We start from the raw sequence: 19,750 nt of genomic DNA, 5'->3' as shown, positions 1-19,750 counted from the left end.
TTTCCCACGGGCCGTCAGAGCACCATAAGCGGTGCCTGTGGGTTCATGGCCATCCTTTATAAGGGACTTTTGGTGCAGTACGTGCGCATCCGCGGAACATCTCAGACTGTTCTCAGATGGCAGCGGTGGCACCATGACGCGGTGACCCACGCACGGCAGCACCACATTCAAGTCGTCGCTCACCGCGGGGCCTCCGAGGAGGCCCCCGAGCACACCCTGGCCGCGTACAAGAAAGCGATCGAGGACGGTGCGGACGCCCTCGAGTGCGATGTACGGCTGACTGCGGACGGGCATCTCGTCTGCGTGCACGACAGACGTGTCAACCGTACGTCCAACGGGCGCGGTGCCGTCTCCGCCCTGGAGCTCGCCGATCTCGCGGCGCTGGACTTCGGCTCCTGGAAGACGCGGGAGGCGCGCGAGGCCTGGCAGGCGCGCGTGGAGGACCCCGACTGGGAGGTCCGGCCGGAGGACCGCGAGGAGACGTCCGTACTGACTCTGGAGCGGCTGCTGGAGCTGGTCTCCGACGCGGGGCGCCGGGTGGAACTGGCCATCGAGACCAAGCATCCGACGCGTTGGGCGGGGCAGGTGGAGGAGCGGCTGCTGACGCTCCTGAAGCGGTTCGGTCTGGACTCGCCGGCCTCGGCGGCCGAGTCGCCGGTGCGGATCATGAGCTTCTCGGCGCGTTCGCTGCATCGCGTGCACGTGGCGGCGCCGACGCTGCCGACGGTCTATCTGATGCAGTTCGGCTCGCCCCGGCTGCGCGACGGGCGGCTGCCCGTCGGGGTCGGGATCGCGGGGCCGTCGATCAGGATCCTGCGCAACCACCCGACCTATGTGGAGCGCCTGAAGCGCAACGGCCATCGCGTGCACGTGTGGACGGTGAACGAACCGGAGGACGTCGACCTCTGCGCCCGGCTGGGCGTCGACGCGATCATCACCAATCGCCCGCGCGCGGTGCTGGACCGACTGGGGCGGTAGACGGCAGGCACAGAAAAGCGGGCAGGAGCGGAAAAACGGCGACCACAGAGCAAACGGCGACCACAAAGCCGCACGGACGGACGTGCCGCGGATCACCCCACAGGCCCCTCACACCTCACACATACCTCACGTCCCCTTGACCCCACGCCAACCCTCCCGCATCCTCCAAATCGGCCACTCCGTCGAATTTCAGCCATGCGCTTACAGGGAGTGCTCCGGCGCGTTCGCTCCGCGTTCGATCGTGGCGAATGCGTCTGGGTCCATGGATTGGCCGGTTTCCGGTACAGGCCAATGGGGCATCCACACCGTGGCGTGGGGCGAAGGAGGTCTCGGGGGTGGCGTTGGTGGTGGCACAGGAGGTGCCCACGTCGTCGAGCATGGCCGTACCCCATGGCCCTGCGGGCGTGGGGGAGGCGAGACACCGCATGCGCGATCAGTTGCGCAGAGGCGGGGTGTCGGAAGCGGTCGTCGACGATGCCGTACTGATCCTTTCCGAACTTTTGAGCAATGCGTGCAAGCACGGCAGGCCCTTGGGCGACGCCTTGGCCGGAGACGGTGACGTCCGGGCCGCGTGGCGCGTCGAGCCGGGCGGCCGGCTGGTCGTCGAGGTGACCGACGGCGGCGGTCCGACCCGCCCGGCACCGGCCACCCCCTCCGTCACCGCGCACGGCGGCCGCGGGCTGAACATCATCAGCGCCCTCGCCGACGACTGGGGCGTCCGGGACGACGCCTGCGGCGAGGTGACGGTGTGGGTGCTCGTCCACGCGGACGTGTACGACCCCGACGCCGGCCGCCGTCGCGACGACTTCGCCTCCCGGGTCGCGGCCCCATCGGTGTCCTCGATGCCGGGACTGAGCTTCGCGGACGCGTTCGACGACATGGACTGACCCACCGGTTCGAAGGCGAGGGGGACTTGGGCGGTCTCAACCCGGGGGACGCTGTCCGACCGAACGCCTCGCGCGACGCAGCCCCCTCACGTCGGAACCCCACTCATCGCCGGCGCCCCCTCACCCGACCGGGGTGCCCGGCGCTCCACAAGGACACCCGTTGTCCACAGGTTCCCGTGGTCGCGCGTACGAACGGCTAGGCTCCCGCCCGTACCAGACGAGCCGTACCCGGGAGACACCCAGATGGCCAAGAAGCGACCCCAGACGAAGGCCGGCCGGCCGCAGCTCACCGAAGGGGAGATCCCGGTCGTCGGCGCCAGGGAGCCCTGCCCCTGCGGCAGCGGCCGCCGCTACAAGGCCTGCCACGGCCGGGCCGCCGCGCATGCCGTGACCGAGTTGGTGCAGCGCCCCTTCGACGGCCTGCCGGGCGAGTGCGACTGGGTGGCGCTGCGCGAGCTGGTGCCGGCCGCCACGGTCGAGCTGACGCTGAAGGACGGTCTGCCCGAGGGCGTCCCGTCGGTCACGCTCGCCACGGTCCTGCCGATGGCCTGGCCCGCCCTGCGCCGCGACGACGGTTCGGTGCTGCTCGGCCTGCAGAACGACACGCCGTCCGGCGACATCAGCCGGGACCTGGCGGACACCCTGCAGCGGGCCCTGGAGGCCAAGCCGGGTACTCCGGTGCAGGCCCGCCGTGCCCCGGCGGACGGTCCGCGAATGCAGGATCTGCTCGACCCCGAAGGCGTGTTCGAGCCAGTTGTGCACGACGGTTTCGAGTTCTGGGTGCCGGACCCGGAGAACGCCACGCCGGAGGTGTCCGCCTCCCTGGAGCGGGCCAACGCGGCGGCGATCCCGACCGTGAAGCTGACCGGTGTGGACGCCGCCTACTGGTGCGAGACACCGGACAAGAACCATCTGCGCTGGGTCATGCCGCACCCGGAGGAGCGGCTTCTGGACGCTCTCGCGCGGCTGCACGCGGCGGGCGGTTCCAGCCTCGGGGAGGGCACGCGTCTGGTGGGCTCGTTCCGGGCGCACGGCCTGACGGTGCCGGTCTGGGACCTGCCGAGCGGGGTCTCGGCGGACGACGTGGAGAAGCCGGCCGCCGAGTTCGCGGAGCGTCTTGCGACCGCTCTGGCCTCGGACGCCCCGCTCACCGCCGACGAGCGTCGCGCCCGCGGCGGGCTCACCAACCGCCAGGTGACGCTCAGCTGAGACACGGGCGCGGAACAGGATCGGCTGACCGACCGGCCGGCCGATCCGGCCCGGCGGATTGCGTGACTCCGCTCACAACTCCCGTCCGCACAAGGTGAGTCGGCGCCAGAAACCGCCGATCAGCGGATGTCCGAAAGCCCGATGAAAACACGAGATCGAATTTGCTTGGAGCCGATCTCTTGTTACCGTTCCAATTGCCCGGTTGCTGGTGCATCCCCCGTCGCCAGCAACCGGGTCTTCTCATGCCCGGGCAACCCGGCGGACCAGGGCCGTATGTCAACTGCCGCCGTTGGTAGCGGAGTTGCTCCCGGAGCGCAGCAGCAGCGGTCCCGCACCGGGCGCCCCGGTGAAGGTCGAGAACTCGGCGATCGCGGTGTACGCGCCCAGTCCCCCCCGGGTCCGCTCACGGGGCGTCTCACAGGTTCCCGGCTCGTCCTCGGCGCCCACGGCGCAGCGCATCTGCACCGTGCGCTCCCCCGGCCCCATGAGGCTCAGGACGGCGCCCAGGGCGCGTCCGGTGGCGTTGCGGTAGTAGGTGCGCGCCCAGGTGTCCTCGCCCTGGGTCAGCACACAGGTCTGCGCCTCGGCGCCTTCGGGGGAGGTGAGCCCGGGACCGCAGCGGGCGGCGGTGGCGAGGCCGAGGCCGAGCAGCTGCGGGGAGGCGGAGGGGACGGCGTGGGGCGCCTTGGGGTCCGTACCGTCGCCATTGCCGTGGCCGTCGCCATTGCCGTGGCCGTCGGCCGGCATCAGAGAGTCCACGACAGAGCGCCCTTCGTCTCCGACGGGCCCTGCGGACGCCATGGCCAGGGGCAGGGCGACCGCGCCGGCCACGGCTCCGCCCAGGGCGAGGAGACGAAGGTTCATGCAACGGAAGATAAGGGGCGAACGCCGGTGTCCCAGCCGGCGCGCGCCCGACACCCTTACAACTCGGGCGCGCTCACACCCGTACGAGTGAGGGCCTCGACGGCGGCGTCCACCACGGCCTCGACGTCGGGCACCCAGGGGGAGGCCGAGCCCGGCAGCGGGGCGCGTTCCCACCGGATGTCGCCGCGGCCGGTCTCGGAGGGGGGCAGGGCGAGGTAGCCGCCCTCGCCGTGGAAGCGCAGGGAGCCGGGGACGAAGTCCTTGGCGTACAGCAGTTCGCCCAACTGCTCCATGGAGTACGGCCGTACGAGGATCGCCCAGCGGGTGGGCGAGGCGACCACCGGGCCGAGCCGCATGCCCTGGCGGTCCAGCGCCACGAGCGCGCGGGAGGCCGCGAGGGCGGGGAGGCTGACCGCGCAGGGCGCCTGGCCCCCGGTGGCCAGGATGATCGGCGAGGCCGGCCGGTTGGCCCACCACCAGCGCACCATGCGGGCGTCGGTGGTGGCCGCGAGGAGGCCGGGGTCGAAGGGATGAGCGCCGGGCATCGCGCACTCCGGGTCGGGGCAGCCGCAGCGGGAGGTGCTCCGCTGATCGGCCGTCGCTCCCGGGAGGACGGGCCACTGCCATTCCGTCGCGAAGGTCAGGGCCGAGTCGATCAACTCAGGCCCCTTGTCGCTGGACTGGGACAGAAGCCTGCGTCGCTTTCCGAGGATCTCGCGCATGAGCGCTCGTTCCTTTCCGTTGCACCGCTGGCAACACCGTGGGCCACATCACATAATGTGTCGATCACTTCACTGTGCGTACCTGTTGGCGCATCACACCCCTGTCCGTGACAAGGGGAACCCCTGGGGCCGAGTACTGGTCGCTTCCGCGGCCACTCCGCCGACTTGCGTCCATCAAAAGGCTGGGCGTGGCGTGGGGTGGCGAAGTCTGGCGTTTTGCCGCCCGCCGTATTTCTCTCCGCCTCCGCCACGGGAGGATGGGGCACGGTCGTCGGTGGCTATGACGCCCGGGTCGGTCACCAGGTTCCGGGTGGCTCCCGACGACCTCTGGTCCTTACCGAGTACGTACCCATCACGACCGCTGTGACGCTCCGTGGAGCAAGCCCAGTCGACCGCAAACAACCGTAACCCGAGTTAGTTTTAAGCCATTTTTGTTATTGCACAAGGGGGTCGGAAGAACCGCGCCCGATTCCCCCCAAAGGCCCCACGGACACCACTAATCCCAGCAGGACAATGCTGGACATCCCCTCACGAGTGCGTGTACATGTGGAGACACTGCTAGCGGCGCAGATTGACATGGGGGTTTGCGATGCTTTTGAGCAATACGCTCCGGTCCGAGAGCCGGATGCCATGAACGCCCCTCACGCTCCGAAAGTGGCTGGAATCGATTCATCAGTTCCCTCGCCCGCACACACTGTCGCGCCCGCGCCCGTCTCCCCGGGCACCCCGTCGGTCGCCGCGGCCACCTCAGGCCCGGGAGCCCTGCTGACCGACCGGCTCGCCGGCTGGGTCTCGGACCTCACGACCCTGCACGAACTGACCGAACGCCTGGCCCGCACGGGCACCCTGTCCGACGCCCTGACCGAACTGCTGCGCGCCGGAGCCACCCTGGTGGGCGCCCGGCGCGGTCTCGTGGTGCTGGAACCGGCCGACGGTCTCGGCCCGGACAGCACGATCGGCCTCGGCCTCGGACGCGCGGATCTCGGCCACATCGAGACCGTGCCGCGCAGCGCCATCTCCTACGGTCGCATCCTGGACGGGCTGCCCGGCGGCGAGGGCGAGATCGCCGAGCCCGACCTGTTCGCCGGGGACGGCATGGACCCCCGCCACCGCGAGGTCGCCGCCCGTCTCGGCTATGCCGCCAGCTACGCGCTGCCCCTGGTCGCCGAAGGCGCCGAGGGCCGCCTGGGCGCGGCCGTCTGGCTGTACGACGAACCCGCCGAGCCGGGTGAACGCCGGCGGCACCTGGTCGGCCTGTACGTCCGCACCGCCGCCGAGCATCTGACCCGGCTGCTGGAGGTCGAGCGCACCCGCGCGTCCATGACGACGATGGCCGAGGAACTGCTGCCGTCCCGGCTGCCGAGGGTGGCCGGCGTCCAGCTGGCCGCCCGGCACCGTACCGGCCCGCGCGGGGGCGGCGACTGGTACGACGCCCTGCCGCTGCCGGACGCGGCCCTCGGTCTCGCGGTCGGGTCGGTCACCGGGTCCGGGCCGAGCGCGATCGCCGCGATGGGACGACTGCGCGCCAGCCTGCGGGCGTACGCCGTGATGGAGGGCGAGGACCCGGTCGCCGTCCTGTCCGACCTGGAGCTGCTGCTGCGGCTGACCGAGCCCGCCCGCTCCGCGACCGCCCTGTTCGCCTACTGCGAGCCCGCCCTGCGCAAGATCACACTGGCCGGTGCCGGACACTGCCCGCCGCTGCTGCTGGGCGAGCGGCGCACCGAGTTCGTGGAGACCTCCGTCTCCGCGCCGCTGGGCATGCTGGCCTGCTGGGAGGCCCCGAGCGTGGAGCTGGAGCCCGAGCCCGGCGAGACGGTTCTGCTCTACACCGACGGCCTGCTGCACCGCACCGGCGACCCCGTCGACCGCGCCTTCGCCCGCCTGCACGCGGCCGCCGCCGGGGTGCCGCGGCCGCTGCGCCAGGATCCCGGCGCGATCGCCGACCACGTGCTGCGCACGGTCCTGCCGGACGGGCTGGCCGAGCAGGACAGCGAGGAGGACGTGGCACTGCTGGCGGCGCGGTTCGAGTGACCCACGACGACAGGACTTCTCCCCTGGGCCCCCTTACGTACGACCGTACGATGGAGGGGGTCCAGTTCCGTATCGAGGAGGATGACCGTGGCCGACGAGCTCCCGGAGACCCCGGAAGAGAGCGCAGAAGAGCCGATCAAGCAGCGCAAGAACGGCCTGTACCCGGGCGTGTCCGACGAGCTGGCCGAGAACATGAAGTCCGGCTGGGCCGACACGGAGCTGCGTGACCTGGAGCCGATCGCCCAGGCCGCCGAGACCGCCGCCCGCCGTGCCGCGCTCTCCGCGCGCTTCCCGGGCGAGCGTCTGGTGATCCCCGCGGGCAATCTGAAGACCCGCTCGAACGACACCGACTACCCCTTCCGGGCGTCGGTCGAGTACGCGTACCTCACCGGCAACCAGACCGAGGACGGCGTCCTCGTCCTGGAGCCCAGGGGCGAGGGCCATCAGGCGACGATCTACCTCCTCCCGCGCTCCGACCGCGAGAACGGCGAGTTCTGGCTCTCCGGCCAGGGCGAGCTGTGGGTCGGCCGCCGCCACTCCCTCACCGAGGCGGAGAAGCTGTACGGCGTCCCCGCCGCCGATGTGCGCGAGCTGGCGGACAAGCTGCGCGAGGCCGCCGGCCCGGTGCGCGTCGTGCGCGGGTACGACGCCGGTATCGAGGCGGCCCTGACCGACAAGGTCACCGCCGAGCGCGACGCCGAGCTGCGCGTCTTCCTCTCCGAGGCCCGGCTGGTCAAGGACGAGTTCGAGATCGGGGAGCTGCAGAAGGCCGTCGACTCGACCGTGCGCGGCTTCGAGGACGTGGTCAAGGTCCTCGACAAGGCGGAGGCCACCTCCGAGCGTTACATCGAGGGCACGTTCTTCCTCCGCGCACGGGTGGAGGGCAACGACGTCGGCTACGGCACCATCGCCGCCGCCGGCCCGCACGCCTGCACCCTGCACTGGGTGCGCAACGACGGCCCGGTCCGCTCCGGCGACCTGCTCCTGCTGGACGCGGGCGTCGAGACGCACACGTACTACACCGCGGACGTCACGCGCACGCTGCCGATCAGCGGCCGCTTCTCGGAGATCCAGAAGAAGATCTACGACGCGGTGTACGAGGCCCAGGAGGCCGGGATCGCGGCGGTCAAGCCGGGCGGCAAGTACCGCGACTTCCACGACGCCGCCCAGCGCGTGCTCGCCGAGAAGCTCGTCGAGTGGGGTCTGGTCGAGGGGCCGGTGGAGCGGGTGCTGGAGCTGGGTCTGCAGCGCCGCTGGACGCTGCACGGCACCGGTCACATGCTCGGCATGGACGTCCACGACTGCGCCGCCGCGCGCGTGGAGTCGTACGTCGACGGCACGCTGGAGCCCGGCATGGTGCTCACGGTCGAGCCGGGGCTGTACTTCCAGGCCGACGACCTGACCGTGCCGGAGGAGTACCGGGGCATCGGCGTCCGGATCGAGGACGACATCCTGGTGACGGCGGACGGCAACAGGAATCTGTCGGACGGGCTGCCGCGCCGTTCCGACGAGGTCGAGGCGTGGATGGCTTCGCTCAAGGGCTGAGATCGCGGTTGATGGCCGGGTACTGGTAGGTGCCCGGCCATTCACATGTTCAGGGGGACTTCGTGAACGATTTCTGGGCCGGGTTCGGTGTCGACCTGCATCTCGAACCCGACACCGGTGAAGGGCGGCGGGTCGGGCTCGAGCGGGCGCTCAGGGGCGCGGTGCGGGAAGGGCGGCTGGCGCCCGGCACGCGGCTGCCCGCCACCCGGCGTCTCGCGGTCGAGACCGGGATCTCGCGGAACACGGTCAAGGCGGCGTACGACCAGCTCGTCGCCGAGGGCTACCTCACCGCCCGCCAGGGGTCCGGTACCCGGGTCGCCTCGCTGCCCTCCGCCGGCAGCGCGCCGCCGGAGGCCGCGGCACGCGCGCGTGAGCCGCGTTTCGACCTGCGGCCCGGCAGCCCGGACGTCGGCGCGTTCCCCGCGGCGGCCTGGCTGCGGGCGCTGCGCCGCGCCATCGCGACCGCGCCCTCACTGGCGTACGACTACGGCGATCCGCGCGGCCGTATCGAGCTGCGGACGGCGTTGTCGGGGTATCTGGGGCGGGCGCGGGGAGTGGTCGCGCCGCCGGAGCGGATCATGATCACCTCTGGATACGTGCAGGGGCTCGTGCTGCTCACCCGCGTGCTGGACGGCGCCGAGGTCGCGATGGAGGACCCGGGGCTGCCGTTCCACCGGGAGGTCGTGCGGCGCAACGGCGGGAGCGTCGTGCCCGTGGGCGTGGACGAGCAGGGGGTGCGCGTCGGGGAGCTCGGGGGCGCTCGGGCGGTGGTGGTCACGCCGGCGCACCAGTATCCGACCGGAGTGACCCTGCACCCCGAGCGGCGGCGGGCGCTGACGGACTGGGCACGCGCGCGTGAGGGGCTGATCGTGGAGGACGACTACGACGGGGAGTTCCGCTACGACCGGCAGCCCGTCGGCGCGCTCCAGGGCATGGCACCCGGGCAGGTCGTCTACCTGGGCACCGCCTCCAAGACGCTCGGGCCCGCGCTGCGGCTCGGCTGGATGGTGCTGCCGCCGCACCTGGTGGACGCGGTCGCCGACGCCAAGCTGCACAGCGACCACCAGACCGAGTCCATCGGACAGCTGGCCCTCACCGAACTGATCGACAGCCACGCCTACGACCGTCACGTACGCGCGTGCCGCCTCCGTTACCGGCGTCGCCGCGACCTGCTCCTCGACCGGCTCGGCACGCGCCGGGGCGTGCGCGGGATCGCGGCCGGGCTGCACGCGCTGGTCGAGGTCGGCGACGAGACGGGGGTGCTGGCGCGCGCGGAGGCGGAAGGGCTGGCGGTCGGGCGCCTCGGGGAGCACTGGCACGACCCCGGCGCGGCCGGTGAGCGTGCGCAGGGGCTGGTCATCGGCTACGGGACGCCCCGCGAGCGGGTGTACCCGGACGCCCTGGAGGTGCTGGCGAAGGTGCTGGACGGGAGCTGATTGGACCACCCAGACGGCCTCGGATTGGTGCTGCCGACCAATCCACCGCGCCCCTACCGTCGGCGGTATGACGAAGCCTCCGCCAGGACGCCTGCTCGCCCTCGCCCAGTTGGGCAACTCGGTCGGGGACGGCGCCTACTACACGACGTCGGCCCTGTACTTCACACAGGTCGTCGGCCTCTCCCCCGCGCGCGTGGGGCTCGGGCTGACCGTCGGGTGGGCGGTCGGCTCGCTGGCCGGGGTACCGCTGGGGCGGCTCGCGGACCGGTGCGGGGCGCGCGGTACGGCGGTGCTGCTGGCGCTGGCGACCGGGCTCGCGGTGGCGGCCTTCACCGTCGTCCGCGCCTTCGTGCCGTTCGTGCTGGTGGCGTGCGGATACGCGGCCGCGCAGTCGGGGCTGGCGGCGGCGCGGCAGGCGCTGCTGGCGGGGCTGGTGCCCGCCGGGGAGCGCACGGGGCTGCTCGCGCGCCTGCAGTCGACGCTGAACGCGGGGCTCGCGGTGGGCGCGGGGCTCGGCGGGCTCGCGTTGCACGCCGGGACGCCCGGGGCGTACGCCGGGGTGTTCGCGGTGGACGCGGTGAGTTTCGCGGTGTGCGCGCTGCTGCTGGCCGGGCTGCCTCGCGTGGCACCTTCCGTACGGGTACGCGGGCGTGCCGACCTGGGGGTCCTGCGCGACCGGCCCTACGCGGTCGTGGCGCTGCTCAACACCGTGCTGCTGCTGCGGATGCCGTTGCTGAGTCTGGTGCTGCCGCTGTGGATCACCGAGCGGACGGGGGCGCCGGCCTGGCTGGTGTCCGCGCTGTTCGTGCTGAACACGGCCGTGGTGACGGTGTTCCAGGTGCGGGCGGCGCGTGGGGTGACCGGGCTGCGGAGCGCCACCCGGGCGGTCCGCCGGGCGGGGTGGGTGATGTGCGCGGCGTGCGCCGTGTTCGCGCTGTCCGCGGGGGCGTCGGCATGGGTGGCGGCGGGGGTGCTGGTGGTGGGAGCGGTGTTGCAGGTGATCGCGGAGATGGGGCAGTCGGCCGGTTCCTGGCAGCTCTCCTTCGATCTGGCCCCGGCCGAGCGGGTCGGCGAGTACCAGGGCCTGTTCGGCACCGGCGTCACGGTGGCCCGCACCCTGGGCCCGCTGGTGCTGACCTGGCTGCTGGTGGAGTGGGGCCCGCCGGGCTGGCTGCTGCTGGGCGCGGCGATGGTGGGGGCGTCGTACGCGATGGGGCCGGCGGCGCGCCGGGCCGCCGTCGGCCGCTCGCCCGAGGGGGTCAGGCGGCCCGTACCGGTGAACTGACCGGCAGGGAGTCCACGAACAGGGCGCCTGCCAGCAGGCCCGCGCTGCCTCTGGGGCTCCACGCGCGTGCGTGCAGGTCGGTGTCGAAGGCGGTGAGGGCCTCGCGGCCCGCCTCCGTCGCCGTGCCGCCCGCCTCCAGGACGCCGCGGGCGCCCGCCTGTACGTGACGCAGGCCCAGGGGGCCGGTCGTGTGCAGGAGTTCGGTGTCCTGGAGGGTGGACATGACGGTGAGCAGGGCGTCCAGCTGTGCCTCGGCCTCGCCCGCGCCGGCGGAGCGTGCCTTGGCGAGGGCGTCCAGGGCCCGCCGTATGTGCGGGAATCCGGCCCGGGCCTCGCCGCGGGCGCCTGCCGCGCCGTACTTGACCGAGACAGTGGAGCCGCGGGACGGCCGCCGCGGGGCGCCCCGGTCGGGGTGCGCGGCGATCCGTTTGGCGGTCGCGGTGATCTCGGTGCCCCGCGCCCGGGGGTTGAGCGCGGCCGCCGCGACCAGCAGGCCCAGCGTCCACAGGGCGCCCCGGTGTCCGCCGCCGGCCAGGCCCACCGAGTGCTCGGCGCACCTCCCGATCGCACCCAGCTCCGCGCGGAGCCGGGGCGTGGGTTCGCCGGTGCGGCGGGCGGCGGCGGCCATCGACGCGAGGCCCGGCGCGAGCGCCTTGGCCGACCAGCGCAGCCCGCGGTGGTCCCTGCGGGTGACACGGGCATCCAGGTCACGGGGGTCGGGCAGGCCCGGCTTGGGAGCGAGGGCCAGCTGACCGGTCAGCGCGGCCACGGCGGCCTGCGCGAGCACGTCGTCCTCACGGCGGGTCACATCCGTACCCTACGAGGACGCGGAGGCCGACGGGGCGTCGCTCGGCGGAGTGCCCGTCGGGGCGTCGCTCGGGGGAGTGCCCGTCGGGGCGTCGCTCGGGGGAGTGCCCGTCGGGGCGTCGCTCGGGGGTGTGCCTCCGCCGTCGCCGCCACCGCTGCCCGCGCCGGTGTTCTCGGCGTCCGGGTCGATGGCCAGGGAGAGGAAGCCCTTGTAGCCCTTGGACGGGTCCTTCTTGTGCACAGCCTTGAGGGTCAGCAGGCCGCTGGAGGCGCCGCCGCCGTCGTAGACCATGTCGTTGTCGAGGGTGGTGTAGCTGCCGGAGTGCTTGGAGTAGGGCTCGAGGGTGAAGATCTCCTCGGCGATGCCGTCGTCGAAGAAGAGCTGGCCGGTGTAGTTGACCTTGCCGCCCTCGTACGTGCCGTCCTCCTTCTCGCCGCCGGTGTGCACCTTGACGTGGATGTGGCAGGTGCGCGGGGTGTACCAGCCGGGGAAGATCGTCTCGAACTTGACGACCCCGTTGGCGTTGGCGATCTGGTAGCCGCGCAGGTAGGTGTTGTCGTCGGCGGTGGAACCGTCCTCGCTCTCGGCCGGGGCCGAACCGCCGGGGTTGGCGGTGGTGTAGCCGGAGTAGTAGCCCCAGGCGTCGCAGTGCCAGATCTCGACGGCAGCGCCGGGGACCGGGGTGCAGCCGTCGGTGGCGTCGACGACCGTCAGGCGCAGGGTCAGCGGTACGCCGCTCTTGCCCTCGGTGATGTCCTTGCGCACCAGGGCACCATCGAGGTAGTACGGCCCTTCCGTCACGCTGGACATGAGCGTCAGGCACGCGCTGCTGGCCGAGGTGGCGTCCGCGGTCGCCTCACCGTCCGTGGTGGTGTCGCTGTCCGTGGTGGTGTCGGCGAACGCCGACTGGTACCCGGCCGCGGCGAGCCCGCCGGCCGCGACCGTGCCGCCGGTCACCACGAGGGCGCGCCGCCTCGTGATGCCGGTGTCTTTGTGGTTTCCCGTCATGGGCAGAAGTTAGGAACGCCGCCCATCAGCGGGCTGAAGGAACGCTGAGAGGAGCCTGTGAGTGCTGAGGAACCTCAAGTTCCCTGCCGGTCGGCGCATCTGAAGATCCGTCATACGGCCATCAGCGGAGCGTCCTTGCGCCATTTGAGGATCTTGTCGAAGCTGACCACCGCTCCGCCGCGTCCCGGCTTGTTGCCGATGTGGACGTGGTCGGCGAGCTCCTGGATGAGGAAGAGGCCCCGGCCCTGCTCGGCGTCGGAGCTCATGCGCACCGGTGCGGGGGCGGGGCGGTCGCCGCTGAAGCCCGGGCCCGAGTCCGCGACCTCGATACGGCACTTCTCGCCGTCGAGGTAGGCGGTGACCCGGTACGCCTCCGAACAGCCGCCGTGCGCGGTGTCCCCGCCGTGCTCGACGGCGTTGGCACAGGCCTCGCTCAACGCTACGGAGAGGTCGTAACTGACGTCGGGATCGACGCCGGCCGTCTCCATGGTGCCGAGCAGCAGACGGCGGGCGAGCGGAACGCTCGCGGCTTCGCGCCGCAGATGGAGTGACCACCAGATGCTCATGCTCCAGCCTCCTGGCCGCGGCTCGACATACCGATACGTATTGCCGCTCGGACGCGTATGTAAGCGCGAATTCCGCGTGATGCCGCCCATATGGGGGATGCACAGACAGAGAGAATCGGTGTATGTGGGGCACAGGGGGCGTCAGTCGTACCAGTCTTCCCAGAAGATGATCTTCCATGTCGTAGGGAGTCGTACCGCATCTTGCGGACCTGCCGCATGGCGGCCATGAGTCCAGTGCGATGATGAGGCCGCCATGACTGCCCCCCACGGTGAGCGCTGCGGACGCGATCTACGACTGTTGCGGGCCGCGGTTTTCGCCGCGGTCTGCGTCGTGCTGGCCGCCGCCGGGCACACCATGGCCTCCTGCGCCACGGTTCCGCTGTGGACCCTGGGCGCCGGTTTCCTGGGCGCCCTCGCGGTCGTGGTGCCGCTCGCCGGGCGCGAACGCTCGCTGCCGGGCGTCGTGGCGCTGCTCGCCGTCGGACAGAGCGTGCTGCACACGCTGTTCGGGCTCGGGCAGCACACCGCTTCCGCGTCCACGGCGACCACCGCGATGTCCGCGTCGGACGCCGCGCTCGTCGCGCGGGCGGCCCGGCTGGTCTGCGGGGCCACGGCGGCGGCGATCAGTCCCGCCCATGCCCGGAAGATCCTCGTCGACGCTCGGCTCTACAGCGGCACCTCCGGCCCGGACATGAGCGGCATGAGCGGCATGGGTTCCATGCGCCATTCCGCCGACGCCCTGTCCGCCTCCGGCTCGTCGACGGCGCTGCTGCCGTCCCTGCCCATGCTGCTCGGCCATGTCCTCGCGGCGCTCGCCGCGGGATGGCTGCTGCGGCGCGGTGACGCGGCCCTGCGACGGCTGATCCACCTGTCGGCGCACGGCGTCGCCGAGGGAGCTCTCGTACGGTCGCTGCGCGGGGCGCTCACGCTGGTGCGCGCCCTGCTCGCAGGGCTCCCCGACGCGCCGGAAACGGACCCACGCGCCCCGCGCACCGCCCTCCTCGCGCCCCCGAAGCCCCGTACCACCGCACTCCAGCACACGGTGATCAGGCGCGGCCCGCCGACCGGGGCCGAACTCGTCCTCGCTGCCTGACGCGACACGTCCAGCACTCCTGTGGAGGGTGGCCGCTGTCGTGCGGCACGCGCGCGTGCGCCTGTTGCGGCGCCCGCCTCTCTCACCGTCAGACCTCACTCGGAGTGGAGTGCTCTCCGCCATGAAGGCTTCTCGTATCGCCGCCGCCGCCGCTGTCGCCGGTTCCGCCGTCCTCGTACTGTCCTCGCCCGCTTTCGCGCACGTCAGCGTGCAGCCGGACGGCACGGCTGCGAAGGGCGGCTACGCCCTGGTCAACTTCCGTGTCCCCAACGAGCGCGACGAAGCCTCGACCACCAAGCTCGAGGTCACCTTCCCGGCCGATCACCCGCTGGCCTCCGTGATGCCGGAGAAGATCGACGGCTGGAAGATCACCGTCACCAAGAGCAAGCTCGACAAACCGCTCGAGGTGCACGGCCAGAAGATCGGCGAGGCCGTCTCCAAGGTCACCTGGACCGCCGACGGCAAGGGGATCGAGCCCGGCTACGTCCAGCGGTTCCCGGTCTCCATGGGCGCGCTGCCCGACGACGCCGACGAACTCGTCTTCAAGGCGGTCCAGACATACTCCAACAAGGAGGTCGTGCGCTGGATCGAGGTGCAGGAGGACGGCGCGGAGGAGCCGGAGAACCCGGCGCCCGTGCTCGCCCTGTCCGCCGCCTCCGAAGGCGACCACCACGGCGGCACGACGGCCGAGGACGCCTCGGACGAGTCCTCCGACGACGTCGAGGCGGCCGCCTCGACGACCGAGGCCTCCGACGGCACCGACACCACCGCCCGCGTCCTCGGCGTGGTCGGCATCGTCGTCGGCGCCGCCGGAGTGGCGTACGGGGTGCTCGCCGGCCGTCGCCGGACGACGACCGAGGCCTGACCTCCGACGCCTGACGCCTGACGCCTGATCGACCGTGTCGTGCACCGGGGTCGCCACGACCCCGGTGCACGCCGGAGTTCACACATCTGGGACATTTCTCTATGCGCAAGAAGACGTTCGCCGCGGCCGCGCTGCTCGCCGCCGCCACCCTCACCCTCTCCGCGTGCGGCAGCGGGGACGGTGGCGACAACTCCGTCGCCGCCGTCTCCGAGGAGAACGGCAAGCAGCAGGCCGCGACCGTGCTGGACCAGCCCTTCACCAAGCCGGACCTGGTCCTCACCGACACCCGGGGCAAGTCCTACGACCTCCGCAAGGAGACCGACGGCCACCCCACGCTGATCTACTTCGGGTACACCAACTGCCCGGACATCTGCCCGCTGACGATGAGCAACATCGCCGTGGCCAAGAAGCAGTTGCCCAAGGCGGACCAGGACGAGCTGCGCGTGGTGTTCGTCACCACCGACCCCGACCGGGACACCCCGGCCGCGCTCGGCAAGTGGCTCAAGGGCATCGACCCCCAGGTCGTCGGCCTCACCGGCAAGTTCGCCACCATCCAGGCCGCCGCCCGCGGCGTCGGCATCTCCGTCGAGGCACCGCACAAGGACAAGAACGGCAAGATCGTCTCCACCCACGGCACCCAGGTCATCGCCTTCTCGCCGAAGACGAACGGCGGGTATCTGCTGTACGACGAGGACACCACGGTCGACGACTACACCAAGGACCTGCCGAAGATCATCAAGGGGCAGAACCCGTGAGCCCGGTGACCCGCGCGAGGCACCTCGCCGTGCGAATCGCCCTCGTCACCGGGGCGCTGCTGCCGGCGGGCTGCGGCTGGGGCTCGGACGGCAAGGCAGAATTGTCCGTCGAGTCCGCCTACATACCGCAGCCGGTCTCGGACACCATGGCCGCGGGCTTCCTCACCATCGTCAACAAGGGCGGCGCCAAGGACGAGCTGACGTCCGTCACCAGTGCCGTCGCGGGCAGCGTCACCCTCCACGAGACCGTCGGGTCGTCGATGGAGGAGGTCACCTCCCTCGAGGTCCCCGCGCACGGTCAACTCGTGTTCAAGAGCGGCGGCAACCACCTGATGTTCGAGAAGCTGAAGAGCAAGCCGGTGCGGGGCGAGAAGGTCGCCGTCGAACTGCACTTCGCCGAGTCCGGCACGGTCGAGGTCGAGATTCCGGTGGAGTCCGCCACGTACAACCCGAAGACCGGCCACTGAGGGAGGGACCACCTTGACGCAGACCATCACCCCCCGCGTCCGGATGCTCGTGCTGCTGTTCCTGGCGGTCACCGGCGCGCTCCTGGCCGGAGCCGGACCGGCCTCCGCGCACGCCGCGCTGACCGGCAGCGACCCCGCGCAGGGGGTGGTGGTCGACAAGGCGCCCACCCAGGTGACGCTGACCTTCTCCGAGACCGTCTCGATGAACGACGACTCGCTGCGCGTCCTCGACCCCAAGGGCGCCCGTGTCGACAGCGGCAAACCGTCCAACACGAGCGGCACGTCGTACGCGGTGCAGTTGCACTCGGGGCTGCCCGACGGCACGTACACCGTGACCTACCAAGTGGTGTCCGCCGACAGCCATCCCGTCGCCGGTGCCTACACCTTCTCCGTCGGCTCCCCCTCCAAGACCAGCGTCTCGGTGTCCGACCAGACGGCCGGGGGCGGGGTGGTCGGCGGCCTCTACGGCTTCGGCCGGTACCTGTCGTACGCCGGGTTCATCGTGATGGTCGGCGCGGCCGCCTTCGTCCTGGCCTGCTGGCAGCGCGGCACCGGGGTACGGGCGCTGCAGCGGCTCGTGGTCGCCGGCTGGGTCGCGATGACCGCCGCCACGCTGTTCCTGCTGCTTCTGCGCGGCTCCTACACCGGCTCGGGGAAGCTCGGCGACATCTTCGACCTGGAACTGCTCGGTCAGGTCCTGCAGACCAAGACGGGCGCGGCGCTCGTCTCCCGGCTGCTGCTGCTCGCCGCGGCCGCACTGTTCATCGCCGTCCTCTTCGGCGCCTACGACAAGCGGGAGGACGAGGAGAAGCGGGACCTGACCTTCGGGCTCGCGATCGGCGGGACCGTCGTGGCCGCCGGGCTCGCCGCCAGCTGGGCCATGGCCGAGCACGCCTCGACCGGACTGCAGCCGGGCGTCGCGATGCCCGTCGACGTCGTCCACCTGCTGGCCGTGGCCGCCTGGCTGGGCGGGCTCGCCGCACTCCTCGTCGCCCTCTACCGCGCTCCCGTGGACCGGCCCGTCGAGGCCGACGCCGTCCACCGGTTCTCCCAGGTCGCCTTCGGCAGCGTCATCGCGCTGATCGCGACCGGCGTCTACCAGTCCTGGCGCCAGCTCGGCTCCTGGTCCGCCTTCACCGAGACCGGCTACGGCCGGCTGCTCCTCGTCAAGATCGGCCTGGTGGCCCTTCTCGTCGGTATCGCGTGGATCTCCCGGCGGTGGACGGCACGGCTGGCGGACACCACGGTCACCGCGGAAGACGTCGAGAGGAAGCAGCCCGCCAAGGAGCACGTGACCGCTCCCGCGGGCGCCGGTGACTCCGAGCGTGCCGCCCAGCTCGCCCGGCAGCAGGCCGCCGTGGACGCCGCCCGTGAGAAGCGGCTGCGGGACGGTGACCCGAACCGCTTCGGCCTGCGTCGCTCGGTGCTCGCCGAGGCGGGCGTGGCCGTCGTGCTCCTCGCCGTCACCACCGCCCTCACCTCGACCGAGCCGGGCCGTACGGAGCTGGAGGCCGCCAGGGCCACCTCCGCCTCGGCCTCGGCCTCCTCGTCCGACGCCACTTCGGGCGCCCTGACCCTGGACATGTCCTTCGACACCGGCGGCGCCGACGGCAAGGGCGTCGTCAGCATCGACCTCGACCCCGCCCGCAGCGGGGCCAACGAGATGCATGTCTATGTGACCCGGCCCAACGGCCGCGCCTTCGACGTCCCCGAGGTCAAGGTCGCCCTCACCCTCGAAGCCAAGGACATCGGGCCGCTGCCCGTCGCGCCCGACCACATCGCCACCGGCCACTGGGCGGCGACCGGAGTGCAGATCCCCATGGCCGGCGAATGGAAGATCGCCGTGACCGTGCGGACCTCCGACATCGACCAGGTGACCGTCTCCAAGAACGCGCAGATCGGCTGACCCGCACCATGCCCGACCAGTCCCTTCCCGAGGCCCCCACCCCCGCCGTCGCCCCTGCGGAGCCCCCGTCCCCCGAGGGCCTGACGACTCTGACCCGGCGGAAGCTGCTCGGCACCGCCGGGGCGACCGGGCTCGTCCTCGGCGCGGCGGGCGCGGCCGCGGGTTATGCGGCAGCGCCGGCACAGGCGACCCCGCTGTCCTCGATCGGCGCCGGGCAGGCGCGGTTTCACGTGAAACATCAGCCCGGCATCACCCAGGGCCTCCAGGCGCGCGGCCATCTCATCGCCTTCGACCTCGCGGCCGGGGCCGGCCGCAAGGAGGCCGCCGCGCTGCTGCGCCGCTGGTCGGAGACGGCCCGCCGGCTGATGGCGGGCGAGGCCGCCCCGAACGACGACACGGACATCGCCCGCGACGCCGGCCCCTCGTCGCTGACGATCACTTTCGGCTTCGGCAACAGCTTCTTCACCCGCACCGGCCTGGAGAAACAGCGACCGGTCGCCCTGGATCCGCTGCCCGACTTCTCCTCCGACCACCTCGACAAGGCCCGCAGCAACGGCGATCTGTGGGTGCAGATCGGTGCGAACGACGCCCTGGTCGCCTTCCACGCCCTGCGCGCGATCCAGAAGGACACGGGCAGCGCGGCCAAGGTCCGCTGGCAGATGAACGGCTTCAACCGCACTCCGGGCGCCACGGCCCATCCCATGACGGCCCGCAACCTGATGGGCCAGATGGACGGCACCCGCAACCCCAAGCCGGCCGACTCCGACTTCGACCAGCGGATCTTCGTCCCGGAGTCCGGTTCGAAGGACCCCGCGTGGATGGCGAACGGCTCCTACGCCGTCGTACGCCGTATCCGGATGCTCCTCGACGACTGGGAGAAGCTGTCGCTCAAGGCCCAGGAGCAGGTCATCGGACGCCGTAAGTCCAATGGGGCGCCGCTGTCCGGCGGCGACGAGACGACCGCGATGGACCTGGAGAAGACGGACGCGAACGGCGACCTGGTCGTCCCGATCAATGCGCACGCCCGCATCACCCGTCCCGACCAGAACGGCGGCGCGGCGATGCTGCGGCGCCCCTTCTCCTACCACGACGGCATCGACGCGGACGGCACTCCGGACGCGGGCCTGCTGTTCGTCTGCTGGCAGGCGGACCCGCTGCGCGGCTTCGTCACCGTGCAGCGCAAGCTGGACCGCGGAGACGCCCTGTCGAAGTACATCCGCCACGAGTCCAGTGGCCTCTTCGCGGTACCGGGCGGTGCGGCGGAGGGGGAGTACGTGGGGCAGGCGCTGCTCGAGGGGTGAGGCAGGCCCGGTCTCCTGCGGTCC

18 protein-coding genes are annotated in these 19,750 nt (G+C 71.9%); 13 read left to right on the top strand and 5 right to left on the bottom strand.

Annotated elements, in window-relative coordinates:
• The first annotated feature begins 141 nt into the window (after positions 1–141).
• From ACIBVL_RS13460 to ACIBVL_RS13450, 3 genes are all read left to right on the top strand, one after another.
• On the top strand, positions 142–978 hold the full coding sequence (locus tag ACIBVL_RS13460) for a glycerophosphodiester phosphodiesterase (protein WP_399096741.1): 837 nt from the start codon (positions 142–144) through the stop codon (positions 976–978).
• A 248-nt stretch (positions 979–1,226) separates the two neighbouring features.
• Positions 1,227–1,865, top strand: coding sequence for an ATP-binding protein (locus tag ACIBVL_RS13455; RefSeq protein WP_399096738.1), 639 nt, complete (start codon positions 1,227–1,229; stop codon positions 1,863–1,865).
• Between the two features lie 243 nt (positions 1,866–2,108).
• On the top strand, positions 2,109–3,074 hold the full coding sequence (locus ACIBVL_RS13450) for a DUF5926 family protein (protein ID WP_399096735.1): 966 nt from the start codon (positions 2,109–2,111) through the stop codon (positions 3,072–3,074).
• A 276-nt stretch (positions 3,075–3,350) separates the two neighbouring features.
• On the opposite strand, the gene ACIBVL_RS13445 is transcribed toward ACIBVL_RS13450, so the two are convergent.
• Positions 3,351–3,938, bottom strand: a complete 588-nt coding sequence (locus ACIBVL_RS13445) for a hypothetical protein (protein ID WP_399096732.1) — start codon at positions 3,936–3,938, stop codon at positions 3,351–3,353.
• 56 nt (positions 3,939–3,994) lie between these two features.
• The gene (locus ACIBVL_RS13440) at positions 3,995–4,660 is read right to left on the bottom strand and encodes a bifunctional DNA primase/polymerase (RefSeq protein ID WP_399096729.1); all 666 of its coding nucleotides are present in this window, start codon (positions 4,658–4,660) and stop codon (positions 3,995–3,997) included.
• Positions 4,661–5,173: 513 nt separating this feature from the next.
• Between ACIBVL_RS13440 and ACIBVL_RS13435 the strand changes: the two genes are divergently transcribed.
• The 4 genes from ACIBVL_RS13435 (at position 5,174) to ACIBVL_RS13420 (ending at position 10,957) form a co-directional block, all read left to right on the top strand.
• Positions 5,174–6,691, top strand: coding sequence for a PP2C family protein-serine/threonine phosphatase (locus ACIBVL_RS13435; RefSeq protein WP_399096726.1), 1,518 nt, complete (start codon positions 5,174–5,176; stop codon positions 6,689–6,691).
• An 81-nt stretch (positions 6,692–6,772) separates the two neighbouring features.
• Positions 6,773–8,236, top strand: a complete 1,464-nt coding sequence (locus ACIBVL_RS13430) for an aminopeptidase P family protein (RefSeq protein ID WP_399096723.1) — start codon at positions 6,773–6,775, stop codon at positions 8,234–8,236.
• 62 nt (positions 8,237–8,298) lie between these two features.
• Complete coding sequence (locus ACIBVL_RS13425; protein ID WP_399096719.1) at positions 8,299–9,672, top strand: PLP-dependent aminotransferase family protein; 1,374 nt, start codon at positions 8,299–8,301, stop codon at positions 9,670–9,672.
• A gap of 67 nt (positions 9,673–9,739) precedes the next feature.
• Complete coding sequence (locus ACIBVL_RS13420; RefSeq protein WP_399096716.1) at positions 9,740–10,957, top strand: MFS transporter; 1,218 nt, start codon at positions 9,740–9,742, stop codon at positions 10,955–10,957.
• On the opposite strand, the gene ACIBVL_RS13415 is transcribed toward ACIBVL_RS13420, so the two are convergent.
• The 3 genes from ACIBVL_RS13415 to ACIBVL_RS13405 all read right to left on the bottom strand — a co-directional run bounded on the left by ACIBVL_RS13415 (position 10,932) and on the right by ACIBVL_RS13405 (position 13,339).
• On the bottom strand, positions 10,932–11,765 hold the full coding sequence (locus ACIBVL_RS13415) for a triphosphoribosyl-dephospho-CoA synthase (RefSeq protein ID WP_399096713.1): 834 nt from the start codon (positions 11,763–11,765) through the stop codon (positions 10,932–10,934). The genes ACIBVL_RS13420 and ACIBVL_RS13415 overlap by 26 nt on opposite strands.
• Positions 11,766–11,774: 9 nt before the next feature.
• The gene (locus ACIBVL_RS13410) at positions 11,775–12,773 is read right to left on the bottom strand and encodes an intradiol ring-cleavage dioxygenase (protein ID WP_399096710.1); all 999 of its coding nucleotides are present in this window, start codon (positions 12,771–12,773) and stop codon (positions 11,775–11,777) included.
• A gap of 110 nt (positions 12,774–12,883) precedes the next feature.
• Positions 12,884–13,339, bottom strand: a complete 456-nt coding sequence (locus ACIBVL_RS13405) for an ATP-binding protein (protein WP_399096707.1) — start codon at positions 13,337–13,339, stop codon at positions 12,884–12,886.
• A 253-nt stretch (positions 13,340–13,592) separates the two neighbouring features.
• Here ACIBVL_RS13405 and ACIBVL_RS13400 point away from each other — a divergent pair, with 253 nt between their 5' ends.
• The 6 genes from ACIBVL_RS13400 (at position 13,593) to efeB (ending at position 19,726) form a co-directional block, all read left to right on the top strand.
• Positions 13,593–14,432 (top strand): hypothetical protein, encoded by an 840-nt coding sequence (locus ACIBVL_RS13400; protein ID WP_399096704.1) that lies wholly within the window; start codon positions 13,593–13,595, stop codon positions 14,430–14,432.
• 121 nt (positions 14,433–14,553) lie between these two features.
• Positions 14,554–15,297: a YcnI family protein gene (locus ACIBVL_RS13395; protein ID WP_399096701.1), complete on the top strand. Its 744-nt coding sequence runs from the start codon at positions 14,554–14,556 to the stop codon at positions 15,295–15,297.
• Between the two features lie 101 nt (positions 15,298–15,398).
• The gene (locus ACIBVL_RS13390; RefSeq protein ID WP_399096698.1) at positions 15,399–16,052 is read left to right on the top strand and encodes an SCO family protein; all 654 of its coding nucleotides are present in this window, start codon (positions 15,399–15,401) and stop codon (positions 16,050–16,052) included.
• The gene (locus tag ACIBVL_RS13385; protein WP_399096695.1) at positions 16,049–16,519 is read left to right on the top strand and encodes a copper chaperone PCu(A)C; all 471 of its coding nucleotides are present in this window, start codon (positions 16,049–16,051) and stop codon (positions 16,517–16,519) included. Before ACIBVL_RS13390 ends, ACIBVL_RS13385 begins: the two co-directional genes overlap by 4 nt.
• Before the next feature lie 13 nt (positions 16,520–16,532).
• Positions 16,533–18,425 carry a copper resistance CopC/CopD family protein gene (locus tag ACIBVL_RS13380; protein WP_399096692.1) on the top strand — a complete coding sequence of 631 codons (1,893 nt, stop codon included), beginning with the start codon at positions 16,533–16,535 and terminating at the stop codon, positions 18,423–18,425.
• 8 nt (positions 18,426–18,433) lie between these two features.
• Positions 18,434–19,726, top strand: a complete 1,293-nt coding sequence (efeB, locus tag ACIBVL_RS13375; protein ID WP_399096688.1) for an iron uptake transporter deferrochelatase/peroxidase subunit — start codon at positions 18,434–18,436, stop codon at positions 19,724–19,726.
• The last annotated feature ends 24 nt before the right edge of the window (positions 19,727–19,750 follow it).

The organism is Streptomyces sp. NPDC049687 (assembly GCF_044465285.1).
Taxonomy (GTDB): Bacteria; Actinomycetota; Actinomycetes; order Streptomycetales; family Streptomycetaceae; genus Streptomyces.
Note: the sequence above shows the minus strand (reverse complement) of the source record. Positions and strands in the feature narration are given on the sequence as shown.

Coding starts and splice junctions, on each gene's coding strand:
- ACIBVL_RS13455 (WP_399096738.1), top strand. CDS start 1,227: ATGCGTCTGGGTCCATGGATTGGCCGGTTTCCGGTACAGGCCAATGGG.
- ACIBVL_RS13450 (WP_399096735.1), top strand. CDS start 2,109: ATGGCCAAGAAGCGACCCCAGACGAAGGCCGGCCGGCCGCAGCTCACC.
- ACIBVL_RS13445 (WP_399096732.1), bottom strand. CDS start 3,938: ATGAACCTTCGTCTCCTCGCCCTGGGCGGAGCCGTGGCCGGCGCGGTC.
- ACIBVL_RS13440 (WP_399096729.1), bottom strand. CDS start 4,660: ATGCGCGAGATCCTCGGAAAGCGACGCAGGCTTCTGTCCCAGTCCAGC.
- ACIBVL_RS13435 (WP_399096726.1), top strand. CDS start 5,174: ATGCTGGACATCCCCTCACGAGTGCGTGTACATGTGGAGACACTGCTA.
- ACIBVL_RS13430 (WP_399096723.1), top strand. CDS start 6,773: ATGACCGTGGCCGACGAGCTCCCGGAGACCCCGGAAGAGAGCGCAGAA.
- ACIBVL_RS13420 (WP_399096716.1), top strand. CDS start 9,740: ATGACGAAGCCTCCGCCAGGACGCCTGCTCGCCCTCGCCCAGTTGGGC.
- ACIBVL_RS13410 (WP_399096710.1), bottom strand. CDS start 12,773: ATGACGGGAAACCACAAAGACACCGGCATCACGAGGCGGCGCGCCCTC.
- ACIBVL_RS13405 (WP_399096707.1), bottom strand. CDS start 13,339: ATGAGCATCTGGTGGTCACTCCATCTGCGGCGCGAAGCCGCGAGCGTT.
- ACIBVL_RS13400 (WP_399096704.1), top strand. CDS start 13,593: ATGACTGCCCCCCACGGTGAGCGCTGCGGACGCGATCTACGACTGTTG.
- ACIBVL_RS13395 (WP_399096701.1), top strand. CDS start 14,554: ATGAAGGCTTCTCGTATCGCCGCCGCCGCCGCTGTCGCCGGTTCCGCC.
- ACIBVL_RS13390 (WP_399096698.1), top strand. CDS start 15,399: ATGCGCAAGAAGACGTTCGCCGCGGCCGCGCTGCTCGCCGCCGCCACC.
- efeB (WP_399096688.1), top strand. CDS start 18,434: ATGCCCGACCAGTCCCTTCCCGAGGCCCCCACCCCCGCCGTCGCCCCT.